Here is a 12,694-nt window from a genome sequence, read left to right on the forward strand (position 1 = left end):
AGCCGCACAACATTTGCATGCGGCTTAAAGTTTTAGATGGGATAGGACATTTTTAATAGCTCAGACGTCCATATTGTTAATATACTCAAGAGTATAATACCTATGATATAAAAGAGAGTATAAAAGTTGTTTGTACTGCTTTTTTTGAATGTAAAGAGTAACATAATTAAGCATAAATTTGATGCAATTGGTAACCAATAGAAATTTCTAAAAAACCATGCCATGGAGATAATAGATACTGCATAAATGTTCAGTAGAGATATATAATTACTGGCAACGTAATATAAGGGATTTAACCCCACCTTTTTTTCTTCGCAGACTTTTTTATCTAGTTTGAAAAGGAAAATGGTATTTATCAATAATGGTAGAAATGCTTCTATTGTGAATTTTATTTTTCTTAATATTGATATATCATAAAATGCTGAACCGTCAACTTCAGAATTAAGATAACTCGACATTTTACTTGCAATATTTACACCTACAAATATTTGATCGAGTGACGAACTCAGTGTGCTATTCGCAATATTCTTTGCAATATCAAGATTTATAATAAAGGATATGCTAAAAAGAATTATTGCAAATAAACTTAGATATTTAGTGGCCTTAATGCTTTTAGACAAAAATAGAGATATAACACATATAACTATAGGAATTAATGCTCCCCAATGAATGCTTACAGCAACTACAGAGAGAATAGAAAATTTTAAATAATCTTTCCTTGCTATGTATAACAGCGAAAACATAATAAACAGGAGGGCTATTCCCTGACGATAAGTATTTGTTGCTAAATCAAGCATGTACCATCCATATAGCAATGATATCATGAACAATGATTTATAGGGTTTCGCTTTCAACACAATGCACGTAAAAAATAATAAAATAGTTGCAAAGATAAAAGAGCTTGCAAATATAAAAAATGCATGTTCTGCTGATATGGCTTTTATGGTTTTCATTAGGATATAAAAACCGAAGCCCCAGTTAAAGTCAGCAAAGTTATTAAGAGCATCAAAATTTTCAAGATACATTTTTATATCTGTCGTTCCTGGTTCTCTTAACCCATAAAATAATACCATAGTAATGTAAGCGATTAATAAACCTACCAAATCAATTTTTCGTGAGTTATATTGTATCGCAAAATATGATACGAAAAGGGTAAATATAGAAATACCGAAAAATAGCAGCAGATATAAATTACCAAAAAATAAAGGCATTTATTGTTTACTCCTTGATTACTTTTATATGAGCTAGTACAGGATTAAATAATAACATTCTACTTACTCCTCAATTTATGAATACATAAACAAACTACCACAAAAAAACGAGAAAACCAATTGTATTATTTTTTTATGGGCACAATCAAGTTCTAAGTACTGATATAGTACATGTGTTTTTTTATGTGAATTTGAGTAGGAGTCTAAATGCAGAGACGTCATCTATTTAAACTATTGATTTCTGCAATAGGAATGTTAAGTCTTAATAAGACCAACGCCGCGTCACAAGAAAAAGATATTACACCAAATACTGACATAGATGAAATTGTTAAGAATAAAGGATACGTTGATCCTGAAGACTTTGGGGCTGTTAGAGCTAATAAAAACATCGATAGCACTAGAGCGTTTCAGGATGCTATCGACTATGCAATAAAAAATGGATTTGGTGAAGTTAAGTTCAGTGGTGTTTATTATATTGGTAAGCCGTTACATAAAATAAAACTTCCTGCGGATGATGGTTCGATATCATCACTCTTTGTTAAAGAAGGCGATATAATTTTCTCTGCAGAAGAGACAGTAACGATGAATGCTTGCTTATTAATTACCGGAGATATATCTCTGGTAGCAACTAATATTGAGCATGATATGATAATTGGTCCATGGAATATAAATGAATCACCAATTAATACAGAGCAGCTAGTTGGTATTGCAATTTCATCAGGAGAAGACTACAGCAGAACATCTCGGTACCATTTCTCAAACTTCACTATGAGTAACTATTTTATAGGCCGTATATGTCTATGCATATCGGAAGCAACTTATGAGTCATTGAAGTTTATTGGGTGTGGTATTTCTGGATTGAAACTTGGAATGGAACGTTGTCATGAAGGTGTAATGACCTACTCAGGTTGTATGTCTGGCGATATTATCGGAGGATGGTGGACGAACAGGAATTCAACTTATCAAGATTCTAATTTTTTGCCACCTTATCCTGCTCATGATGTTAATTTAGTTGGTTGGGTCGACTTTTGTTATACTGAGGAAATCCAATACGCACAGATAGATGGTATGTTCTCAACAAGACTTGTTAAACTTGATGCTTTTTTTGATAAATATTTCTTTAAATCAGCTAATAGCAAAAAAAGCTTTAACGGAGGTCGATTAAGTAATAGCGAGAGTACACATGGTGCTATCATGCCAACTTATTATGGCATAGCTGGTAGAGCTCGCCTCTATATTTCGAGGTATGGAAGGCCTATTTCGGGTGTTGTTATTAACAGACTCAAAACTTTAGGTTGCCACCGTACCCCTGTCTCTATTTTTGCACCTAAAATACTTGGGTGCTACATTAATGATGCTTATATTGAACGTAGTGGGTTGTACGATAATAGAAAAACCATTCTGAAAAAAAATGCATTTGGTATAGACTGCGCGGACCTCTATAGAGAAAGCGGTTATGGTATTGGTTATACCGTTGCTGAAGGCTTAGATGTTAAATCCATTATTCTATCCAGCGGCAATCAGATCACAGAAACTCACGATAAGTCAAGCTTTACGGTTACAAAAGGTATTTCTATTAATAGCTTGAATCTTACTGGTGCAAGTGCTTATCCATACATGAATATAACATCATTTGATGGTGAAAACATTCATGAAAAATACGGTATGTATGATGACTTTTTCTTAAGTACTCCTATTAAATTCGCAAAAAATTCTTTGAAATTTGATTATTTAAATGGTGTGTTTAAGCCTGATGTAAATGTTCATGCTGAATCAATTGATGCTTTTTATATTAAGTGTGGAAATGTCGTTAACATCTCAATTACTCTTCATCATGTACACAAAAATAGTGTCAAGGACAGTGTTGAAATTAGTAATCTCCCTTACCCATTACCTGAGGATTGTTGCTTTATATTAAGCACTGTTATTATTCCAGGTATGTGTAAGAATATTAATATTTCTGTTTGCCGCACAGCAGAGGGTGTCTCTCTTATCAAAGATAGTGCCGGTACCTTTTTTTCTAATGTTGACTTGATTGAAGCCATAACGGATTTTTCTATTTCCTTAGCTTATGTTATTGTACCAAGTGAGTGATCATTGGAAATTTTCTGTTGGGGTTAGATATATTTCTTTAAAATTATAGGGCTTTCATTTTTTAAATTTTAACAGTGTGTGATTATATTCCTATTGTCGGACTTTTGGGTTTGTTTATTTTTTGTTAGGATTGTAAATTGATGTGGAAGAAACTAATGAAATCCTCTACAACCTGAGTGATAAGTGAGTTATCATTTTTTCCGGCTTTTTACAGATATCATCGATAGTCTGCAATGTTCAGTGTTTGCAGTTATTTTATACTTCAGCTTGGAGTTAAGTTCATGTCTAAACAGCAAATTGGGGTGGTCGGTATGGCAGTGATGGGGCGTAACCTCGCGCTCAACATCGAGAGCCGTGGTTATACCGTCTCCGTTTTCAACCGCTCCCGTGAAAAGACCGAAGAAGTGATTGCCGAGAACCCGGGCAAGAAACTGGTCCCACATTATACAGTGCAAGAGTTTGTTGAGTCGCTCGAAACTCCACGCCGTATCCTGTTAATGGTGAAGGCGGGCGCAGGCACTGATAGTGCCATCAACTCTCTGAAGCCTTACCTGGACAAGGGTGACATCATTATCGATGGTGGTAACACTTTCTTCCAGGATACGATTCGTCGAAATCGTGAGCTTTCTGCTGAAGGTTTTAACTTCATCGGAACCGGCGTGTCCGGCGGTGAAGAAGGGGCTCTCAAAGGTCCTTCGATCATGCCTGGCGGTCAGAAAGAAGCTTATGAACTGGTTGCTCCAATTCTCAAGCAGATTGCTGCTGTCGCTGAAGACGGTGAGCCGTGCGTAACCTATATCGGTGCCGATGGCGCTGGTCATTATGTTAAAATGGTTCACAACGGTATTGAATACGGTGATATGCAGCTTATTGCAGAAGCCTACGCTTTACTGAAAGGCGGTCTGGCGCTTTCTAATGAAGAGCTGGCGCAAACCTTTACCGAATGGAATGAAGGTGAGCTTAGCAGCTATCTCATTGACATCACTAAAGACATCTTCACCAAAAAAGATGAAGAGGGTAAATACCTGGTCGACGTGATCCTCGATGAGGCGGCAAACAAAGGTACCGGTAAATGGACCAGCCAAAGCTCTCTTGACCTCGGTGAACCGCTGTCACTCATCACTGAATCTGTATTCGCTCGCTATATCTCTTCTCTGAAAGATCAACGTGTGGCTGCTTCGAAGGTTCTTACCGGACCGCAGGCTAAGAGTGCAGGCGATAAAGCGGAGTTCGTTGAGAAAGTTCGCCGCGCTCTGTATCTGGGCAAAATCGTCTCTTACGCTCAAGGTTTCTCCCAACTGCGCGCGGCTTCTGATGAATACCACTGGGATCTGAACTACGGTGAGATTGCGAAAATCTTCCGTGCCGGCTGTATCATTCGTGCTCAGTTCCTGCAAAAGATTACTGATGCCTATGAGCAGAATGCCGACATTGCCAACCTGCTGCTGGCTCCATACTTCAAGCAGATCGCCGATGATTATCAGCAAGCCCTGCGCGATGTTGTTGCATATGCTGTTCAGAATGGTATTCCGGTTCCTACTTTCTCTGCGGCCATCGCCTACTACGATAGCTATCGTTCCGCAGTCTTGCCTGCTAACCTGATTCAGGCGCAGCGTGACTATTTCGGGGCGCATACTTATAAGCGTACCGATAAAGAAGGTGTGTTCCACACTGAGTGGATGGAGTAAAGTTTTTAGTGTCATTTGCCCGGGGTATTAACCCGGGCATAAATTTTCAACAAATAGAATTTCTCTCCTGTAATTAGTACTCACTTATCCTATTTTTTTAAAAACGTAATTTGCAAATATTTTTCTAAAGGAAATCATTTAATATGATATTGATATCCTGATGGATATATTTCGAATTTTTTTTAGGTTCTGGTAATAAAAGGTAAGTTAAATATGAAGATCCTTGTCACTGGCGGTGCAGGTTTTATTGGTTCTGCAGTCGTTCGTCATATCATTGAAAACACCTCCGACGAAGTACGCGTAATAGATTGTCTCACCTACGCCGGTAATCTTGAGTCCCTGACGCCGGTTGCTGGTAATGAACGCTACTCGTTTTCTCAGACAGATATCACTGATGCCAAATCTGTGGCAGAGCAGTTCAGCGATTTCCGTCCGGATATTGTGATGCACCTGGCCGCAGAGAGTCACGTGGACCGCTCTATCGACGGACCTGCTGCCTTTATTCAGACCAACCTGATTGGAACTTTCACCCTGCTGGAAGCTGCCCGCCAGTACTGGTCAGCTCTCGATACGGCCCAGAAGCAGGCTTTCCGCTTCCACCATATTTCGACCGATGAAGTCTACGGCGACCTGCACGGTACCGATGATCTGTTCACCGAAGAGACTCCGTACGCGCCAAGCAGCCCGTACTCTGCCTCCAAGGCCGGCAGCGACCATCTTGTCCGCGCCTGGAACCGCACCTATGGCCTGCCGGTGGTGGTGACCAACTGCTCCAACAACTACGGCCCGTATCACTTCCCGGAAAAACTTATTCCGCTGACCATCCTCAATGCCCTCGCTGGCAAACCGCTGCCCGTCTACGGCAACGGAGAACAGATCCGCGACTGGCTGTACGTAGAAGATCACGCCCGGGCGCTATACAAAGTGGCGACGGAAGGCCGTAGTGGTGAAACGTATAACATCGGCGGCCATAACGAGCGTAAAAACATTGATGTCGTGCGCACCATTTGCGCCATTCTCGATAAAGTGGTTGAACAGAAGCCGGGCAATATCAGCCAGTTTGCCGATCTGATTACGTTTGTGAAAGACCGTCCGGGTCATGACCTGCGTTATGCCATTGATGCGGCGAAAATTCAGCGCGATCTGGGCTGGGTGCCCGAAGAGACATTTGAAAGCGGAATTGAAAAAACGGTTCACTGGTACCTGAACAACACGACCTGGTGGCAGCGCGTGCTGGATGGCTCCTATGCCGGTGAACGTCTTGGCCTGAACAACTAAAAAGGAAAGAAGCATGAAAGGTATTGTACTGGCCGGCGGCTCCGGCACGCGTTTATATCCGATCACCCAGGGTGTTTCCAAGCAGCTACTGCCCATTTATGACAAACCGATGATTTACTACCCGGTTTCTGTTCTGATGCTGGCGGGAATCAAGGATATCCTGATTATCACTACGCCGGAGGATATGCCCGCATTTCAGCGTCTGCTGGGTGACGGTTCTCAGTTTGGCGTGAATTTCAGCTACGCGATTCAGCCGTCGCCGGACGGTCTGGCGCAGGCCTTTATCATCGGCGAGAAGTTTATCGGTAATGATGCCTGTGCATTAGTTCTGGGCGATAATATCTACTTTGGTCAGAGCTTTGGACGGAAACTGGATGCGGCGGCCAGCAAAACATCCGGAGCTACGGTATTCGGCTACCAGGTTCTCGATCCGGAACGTTTCGGTGTGGTGGAGTTTGATGAGAACTTTAAAGCGCTGTCGATTGAAGAGAAGCCGCTGAAGCCGAAATCTGACTGGGCGGTGACCGGACTCTATTTTTATGACACCGATGTGGTGGCAATGGCGAAGGAAGTTAAACCCTCCGCGCGTGGGGAGCTTGAGATCACCACGCTGAACCAGATGTATCTGGATCGGGGTGACCTGCAGGTTGAACTGCTGGGCCGTGGTTTTGCCTGGCTGGATACGGGAACCCACGACAGCCTGATTGAGGCCTCTCAGTTTATCCATACCATCGAGAAGCGTCAGGGGATGAAAGTAGCCTGTCTGGAAGAAATTGCTTATCGCAAGCAGTGGCTGAGCGCGGAAGGGGTGGCGGTACAGGCCGAACGGTTGAAGAAAACCGAGTACGGTGCTTACCTGAAACGTCTGCTGAATGAGCATTAATGGCTGCCGGTCATCATTGGGATATTAACGTATGAAAATTTTACTGATTGGCAAAAATGGCCAGGTGGGCTGGGAGCTGCAACGTGCGCTGTCCACGCTGGGCGAAGTGGTTGCCGTGGACTTTTTTGATAAAACGCTATGCGGTGATCTTACCAACCTGGAAGGGATCGCGCAGACGGTCCGTACGGTAAAACCGGATGTAGTGGTGAACGCGGCTGCCCATACGGCGGTGGACAAAGCGGAAAGCGAGCGCGAGCTTTCCGATCTGCTGAACGACCGGGGCGTGGCGGTGCTGGCAGTAGAGTCAGCGAAGCTGGGGGCGTTGATGGTGCACTACTCAACGGACTATGTGTTTGACGGCCAGGGAAGCCACTATCGTCTGGAAGATGAGGCGACCGGCCCGCTGAACGTGTACGGCGAAACCAAACGAGCCGGGGAAATCGCGCTGGAGCAGGCGAATCCGCGCCATCTTATTTTCCGTACCAGTTGGGTATATGCCACCCGCGGGGCAAACTTCGCTAAAACGATGCTGCGTCTGGCAGGTGAGAAAGAGGCGCTGTCGATTATTAACGATCAGCACGGTGCGCCAACCGGCGCAGAGCTGCTGGCGGACTGTACGGCAATCGCCATTCGTGAAGAACAGCGCAACCGTGCTGTAGCCGGGACCTATCATCTGGTGGCCAGCGGGGAAACCAGCTGGGCGGAGTACGCGGAATTTGTTTTTGAGGTGGCGCGGTCGCACGGCGCAGAGCTGGCAATCAAAGCAGTAAGCGGTATCCCCACCACGGCCTACCCAACGCCGGCAAAACGTCCGCTGAACTCACGGCTGTCGAATGAGAAATTCCAGCGTGTATTTGGCGTGACGCTGCCGGACTGGCGCCAGGGCGTGGCGCGCGTGGTAACAGAAGTTCTGGGCAAGTAAACGGGCAGAAATATTATGAATATTATTAAGACAGATATCCCTGAAGTGCTGATTTTTGAGCCTCGTGTTTTCGGCGATGCGCGCGGTTTTTTCTTTGAGAGCTTCAGCAGTAAAGTATTTGATGAAGCAGTAGGGCGGAAAGTGGAGTTTGTTCAGGATAACCACTCTCAGTCGCAGAAAGGCGTGCTGCGCGGACTGCACTATCAGCTTGACCCGCATGCCCAGGGCAAACTGGTTCGCTGCATTGAAGGCGAGGTGTTTGATGTGGCGGTCGATATCCGCCGTTCATCGCCAACGTTTGGTAAATGGGTGGGGGCGGTACTGAGCGCGGAAAACAAGCGTCAGCTGTGGATTCCGGAAGGGTTTGCCCATGGCTTCATGGCGTTGAGCGAAACGGTGCAGTTTGTGTACAAGGCCACGAACTATTATGCGCCGCAGTCTGAGCGGAGCATTATCTGGAACGATCCGGAGATTAATATCCAGTGGCCGGAGATTGCAGACTGTACGCTCTCTTTATCTGATAAGGATTTGCAGGCTCATACCTTAAAGACAGCTGAAGTATATAAATAAGCATAAAATATAGCTTCATTTACTGTATAGGCCCTTTATAGGCCTATACAGTATTTCAGAGACCTTTGGTGTCTTGCTTGACTTACATTGTTCCTGAGAGTAGAAACATCAACAGTTTTGCTTAATTTGCGGCCATCCGCCGCCGTCCAGTTAACTGATTAAAGTGTGATCGAATGAAAATTACTATTTCCGGTACCGGTTATGTTGGTTTATCGAATGGCATCCTGATTGCGCAAAACCACGAAGTGGTGGCGCTGGATATCATTCAATCCAAAGTTGATATGATTAACCAAAAGATTTCTCCGATTGTCGATAAGGAGATCCAGGAATATCTGGCGGAAAAACCGTTGAATTTTCGCGCGACAACTGACAAGCATGATGCCTATCGTGATGCAGACTATGTCATTATCGCTACACCGACTGACTACGATCCGAAAACCAACTACTTCAATACTTCGACCGTTGAAGCCGTTATTCGTGATGTCACCGAGATTAACCCAGACGCGGTAATGATTATTAAATCCACCATTCCCGTTGGCTTTACGCGTGATATTAAAGAGCGCCTGGGCATTGATAACGTCATTTTCTCTCCTGAGTTTCTGCGTGAAGGCCGCGCGCTTTACGACAACCTGCACCCGTCTCGTATCGTCATTGGCGAACGTTCAGAACGCGCGGAGCGTTTTGCTAATCTGCTGAAAGAAGGCGCGATTAAGCAGGATATCCCGACGCTGTTTACTGACTCTACCGAAGCTGAGGCGATTAAGTTATTCGCCAATACCTACCTGGCGCTGCGCGTAGCCTACTTTAATGAACTGGACAGCTATGCTGAAAGCCAGGGTCTGAACAGTAAACAGATCATCGAAGGCGTGTGTCTCGATCCGCGAATCGGTAATCACTATAACAATCCATCCTTTGGCTATGGCGGCTACTGCCTGCCGAAAGATACCAAGCAGCTGCTGGCAAACTACGAATCTGTACCGAATAACATCATCGGTGCCATCGTCGATGCTAACCGCACGCGTAAAGATTTTATCGCTGACTCTATCCTGGCGCGCAAGCCTAAAGTCGTTGGTATCTATCGCCTGATCATGAAGAGTGGCTCCGATAACTTCCGCGCTTCCTCAATTCAGGGCATCATGAAGCGTATCAAGGCCAAAGGCATCCCGGTCATTATCTACGAACCGGTTATGCAGGAAGATGAGTTCTTTAATTCCCGCGTGGTTCGCGATTTCGACGCGTTCAAACAAGAAGCTGACGTGATTGTCTCAAACCGAATGGCTGAAGAGCTGTCGGATGTCGCTGACAAAGTGTATACCCGCGATTTGTTCGGTAGTGACTAAATCCCCCCTCTGGCCGGGAGATGCGCTGTCGGCCAGAATTTTCCTCTCTTCTGAAGGGGGCACTATTCGCCTGACGAATCGTATTGCTCCTCTTCCCCGACCCAACTCCCTAAAAAACGTGACCTCGCTTAAATTCTTCAATCGATCATCTTGTCCCAACCATTGAGGTCGGATATGTTAAATTCACCTTGTGAAGAGCTACCGTCACTGTGATGTAGACGCTGGAGATAAGCGCCGGAAGGTAAAACAGAGCCTGCTTGCAGGCTTTTGTTGTTTCTGGATCCCGGGTTCTCAGCCGCACTGCGTTGCGATGAGGCGCTGATTGATATTGACACGGGAAGTTGCGGGATCTTTCAAGGCAAGGGCGCAGGCATAGCAAACGCAAGCCATTCATGCCCATGAGAAGAGCGTGCTGATGCTAAGGATATAGTATCAGTTTAATATGACATTTTTATTTTAAAAAGATATCCAATGCCAGCTGTAAAGACTATGCGTATCCCCACCGCTGGCAGTGTTTCATTCTTATATTATTATTTCCTATGCCTGTATTATAATTATATTAAGTTTTCTTTTCACCACTTTCGTTTGTTAAAAGTCAGCTTGGTCTTTTTCTGATCTTTGATATAAGAAATCAGAAAATAGACTGAAACAATCAACAGGATGGCAGCAACTGCTAAGAAAATTATGTTTGCCATAATGCGTACCAGAATGAAAGGAATGTTATAAATCCATTTGCCTGCGAACTAATATCTCTGCAAAAGCATGCCTTTGCCTGCTTAACATAGCCTGAATTTAAGAAAATTCCTATATGGTGTTTGTGGTTTTTTTTTGAGAAAAGTGGAAAAAACTTTTTCATTACCGTTACGTTGAACAATAGCGCTGTGGCCGACTTTGCTGGCAGACTGATGCGCTGGGGATTGTTTGCTTTATAAGGTAATGCTCTTCAGTGAAGGTAATGGAAGTGGCTTAGATGAGAGTTTGATGAAGGTTTTGTTTGCTTCGTGTTAAATCTACGTTTGGGTTTTGTGTGGTTTTCAGCGGCAGGCCATAAATAAATTACGTCTCTCAACTCTCAGCAGGATGGATAAGTTTATCCAATGACCATTTCAGATATAAAAAAGCCGCAGTAGCGTTCTGCTGCGGCTAAATCCACAATACCTGATATGACTACGCCTTGTAATAAGCTTTATACCAGTCAACGAAGTTCTTCACCCCCTGGCTAACCGTCGTTTGTGGCCTGAATCCCACCGCATCATACAGCGGCCTGGTATCTGCGCTGGTTTCCAGCACATCGCCAGGTTGTATCGGCATCATATTTTTCTCCGCCACCATCCCCAGAGCCTCTTCCAGAGCAGTGATGTAATCCATGAGCTCAACCGGTGAGCTATTCCCGATGTTATACACCCGGTATGGCGCCGAGCTATCCGCTGGTGAACCCGTTTCAACGGTCCATTCCGGATTAGGCTGCGGGATAATGTCCTGCATCCTTACAACCGCCTCAACGATATCGTCAATGTAGGTGAAGTCGCGCTTCATCTTGCCGTAGTTGTAGACATCAATACTCTTACCTTCCAGCATGGCTTTCGTAAACTTGAACAGCGCCATATCCGGACGGCCCCACGGGCCGTAGACGGTGAAGAATCTCAGTCCGGTGGTTGGAATGCCATAAAGATGCGAGTAGGTATGCGCCATCAGTTCATTCGCTTTCTTGGTGGCGGCATACAGCGAAACCGGATGATCAACTGAATCCTCCGTAGAGAACGGCATTTTACGGTTCAGGCCATAGACCGAACTGGATGAGGCATAGAGCAAATGCTCAACGTCGTTGTGTCTGCAGCCTTCAAGAATGTTCAGATAACCAATCAGGTTAGCGTCAGCATAAGCGAACGGGTTTTCCAGGGAGTAGCGAACTCCTGCCTGCGCGGCGAGATGGATCACTCGGTTAAATTTCTCGTTAGCAAAAAGCCGGGCAATACCTTCACGATCCGCGAGATCGATTTTGTGAAAACTGAACAGTGGAGATTGCAGTAAATCCAGACGGGCCTGCTTAAGATTGACGTCATAATAGTCGTTCATGTTGTCGAGGCCGACAACCTCATGACCCGCCTCCAGAAGGCGCTTGCAGGTATGAAAGCCGATGAATCCTGCGGCTCCAGTTACTAAAAATTTCATATTCATCCTCTGGGGTGACTGTGTCCCGCTATCTATTCGTTGATTTTACACTGGCTTGCCGCGTGGATCACCTGCTTTACCGTTGCTGATTATGTTCATGTGTTCGCTGGGGAAGCGCTGGCGTCCGGATAGTATCGAGAATGTACTGGCGTTCTGTAGTTTCAATGAAATTCATTATCCGTGCTTTATGATTAGCAAGATAATGATTGCGTATGGTTTGATCGCGTACTCAGGATTCCCTGTTCTGCCTGAACGGTTTATGCCCCGGAGAATTAACGCAGATTAAAATTGATTTTATGTTTGAGTTTACAATTATTTCACATTGAAGGCGGCTTTTTAAGGTTTTCCTTTTTAAATCAAACGCTTATTTTCATTGCTGTATTTTGTTTAAATTATGTTTACCCCCTGAATCATTTGCAATATGAATTGATTGGCAACGTATTTTCATTTTTATTCCTATAGACCAGCGCTATAATGCTGCTGCTCATTTGCATGACCATTGTGTTGTCAGCTTAATCAGCTATCCTGTGCGCAGC

General features: G+C 44.5%; 10 protein-coding genes. 7 read left to right on the plus strand and 3 right to left on the minus strand.

Annotation, left to right across the window (positions count from 1 at the left end; all coding sequences use genetic code 11):
- Positions 1 to 32: 32 nt before the first annotated feature.
- Positions 33 to 1,211 (minus strand): EpsG family protein, encoded by a 1,179-nt coding sequence (locus ABLU88_RS02560; protein WP_187227903.1) that lies wholly within the window; start codon positions 1,209 to 1,211, stop codon positions 33 to 35.
- Positions 1,212 to 1,418: 207 nt separating this feature from the next.
- Between ABLU88_RS02560 and ABLU88_RS02565 the strand changes: the two genes are divergently transcribed.
- From ABLU88_RS02565 to ugd, 7 genes are all read left to right on the plus strand, one after another.
- Positions 1,419 to 3,305 (plus strand): hypothetical protein, encoded by a 1,887-nt coding sequence (locus ABLU88_RS02565; protein ID WP_187227905.1) that lies wholly within the window; start codon positions 1,419 to 1,421, stop codon positions 3,303 to 3,305.
- Between the two features lie 281 nt (positions 3,306 to 3,586).
- On the plus strand, positions 3,587 to 4,993 hold the full coding sequence (gene gndA / locus ABLU88_RS02570; protein WP_116280324.1) for an NADP-dependent phosphogluconate dehydrogenase: 1,407 nt from the start codon (positions 3,587 to 3,589) through the stop codon (positions 4,991 to 4,993).
- Between the two features lie 213 nt (positions 4,994 to 5,206).
- A complete protein-coding gene (rfbB, locus tag ABLU88_RS02575; RefSeq protein ID WP_116280325.1) occupies positions 5,207 to 6,271 on the plus strand; it encodes a dTDP-glucose 4,6-dehydratase in 1,065 nt (354 codons plus the stop codon).
- 13 nt (positions 6,272 to 6,284) lie between these two features.
- The gene (gene rfbA, locus ABLU88_RS02580; protein ID WP_004122480.1) at positions 6,285 to 7,154 is read left to right on the plus strand and encodes a glucose-1-phosphate thymidylyltransferase RfbA; all 870 of its coding nucleotides are present in this window, start codon (positions 6,285 to 6,287) and stop codon (positions 7,152 to 7,154) included.
- A 31-nt stretch (positions 7,155 to 7,185) separates the two neighbouring features.
- Entirely contained in the window at positions 7,186 to 8,076 is an 891-nt protein-coding gene (gene rfbD, locus ABLU88_RS02585; RefSeq protein ID WP_187227907.1) for a dTDP-4-dehydrorhamnose reductase, read from the plus strand.
- A gap of 15 nt (positions 8,077 to 8,091) precedes the next feature.
- Positions 8,092 to 8,646, plus strand: coding sequence for a dTDP-4-dehydrorhamnose 3,5-epimerase (gene rfbC / locus ABLU88_RS02590; RefSeq protein ID WP_014230057.1), 555 nt, complete (start codon positions 8,092 to 8,094; stop codon positions 8,644 to 8,646).
- 173 nt (positions 8,647 to 8,819) lie between these two features.
- Positions 8,820 to 9,986 carry a UDP-glucose 6-dehydrogenase gene (gene ugd / locus ABLU88_RS02595; RefSeq protein ID WP_025107748.1) on the plus strand — a complete coding sequence of 389 codons (1,167 nt, stop codon included), beginning with the start codon at positions 8,820 to 8,822 and terminating at the stop codon, positions 9,984 to 9,986.
- Positions 9,987 to 10,558: 572 nt separating this feature from the next.
- Here the strand turns inward: ugd and ABLU88_RS02600 are convergent.
- Both ABLU88_RS02600 and ABLU88_RS02605 read right to left on the minus strand, forming a co-directional pair.
- Entirely contained in the window at positions 10,559 to 10,681 is a 123-nt protein-coding gene (locus tag ABLU88_RS02600; RefSeq protein ID WP_004138729.1) for a small membrane protein, read from the minus strand.
- 472 nt (positions 10,682 to 11,153) lie between these two features.
- Positions 11,154 to 12,158 (minus strand): NAD-dependent epimerase, encoded by a 1,005-nt coding sequence (locus ABLU88_RS02605; protein ID WP_064404568.1) that lies wholly within the window; start codon positions 12,156 to 12,158, stop codon positions 11,154 to 11,156.
- Between the last annotated feature and the right edge of the window lie 536 nt (positions 12,159 to 12,694).

The sequence above is a fragment of the Klebsiella sp. GW_Kp182 genome, from assembly GCF_040062275.1.
In the GTDB taxonomy this organism is placed as follows: domain Bacteria; phylum Pseudomonadota; class Gammaproteobacteria; order Enterobacterales; family Enterobacteriaceae; genus Klebsiella; species Klebsiella michiganensis.

Excerpts from the sequence above, each read along its gene's own strand:
- ABLU88_RS02560 (WP_187227903.1), bottom strand. The coding sequence starts at position 1,211 with ATGCCTTTATTTTTTGGTAATTTATATCTGCTGCTATTTTTCGGTATT.
- ABLU88_RS02565 (WP_187227905.1), top strand. The coding sequence starts at position 1,419 with ATGCAGAGACGTCATCTATTTAAACTATTGATTTCTGCAATAGGAATG.
- gndA (WP_116280324.1), top strand. The coding sequence starts at position 3,587 with ATGTCTAAACAGCAAATTGGGGTGGTCGGTATGGCAGTGATGGGGCGT.
- rfbB (WP_116280325.1), top strand. The coding sequence starts at position 5,207 with ATGAAGATCCTTGTCACTGGCGGTGCAGGTTTTATTGGTTCTGCAGTC.
- rfbA (WP_004122480.1), top strand. The coding sequence starts at position 6,285 with ATGAAAGGTATTGTACTGGCCGGCGGCTCCGGCACGCGTTTATATCCG.
- rfbD (WP_187227907.1), top strand. The coding sequence starts at position 7,186 with ATGAAAATTTTACTGATTGGCAAAAATGGCCAGGTGGGCTGGGAGCTG.
- rfbC (WP_014230057.1), top strand. The coding sequence starts at position 8,092 with ATGAATATTATTAAGACAGATATCCCTGAAGTGCTGATTTTTGAGCCT.
- ugd (WP_025107748.1), top strand. The coding sequence starts at position 8,820 with ATGAAAATTACTATTTCCGGTACCGGTTATGTTGGTTTATCGAATGGC.
- ABLU88_RS02600 (WP_004138729.1), bottom strand. The coding sequence starts at position 10,681 with ATGGCAAACATAATTTTCTTAGCAGTTGCTGCCATCCTGTTGATTGTT.
- ABLU88_RS02605 (WP_064404568.1), bottom strand. The coding sequence starts at position 12,158 with ATGAAATTTTTAGTAACTGGAGCCGCAGGATTCATCGGCTTTCATACC.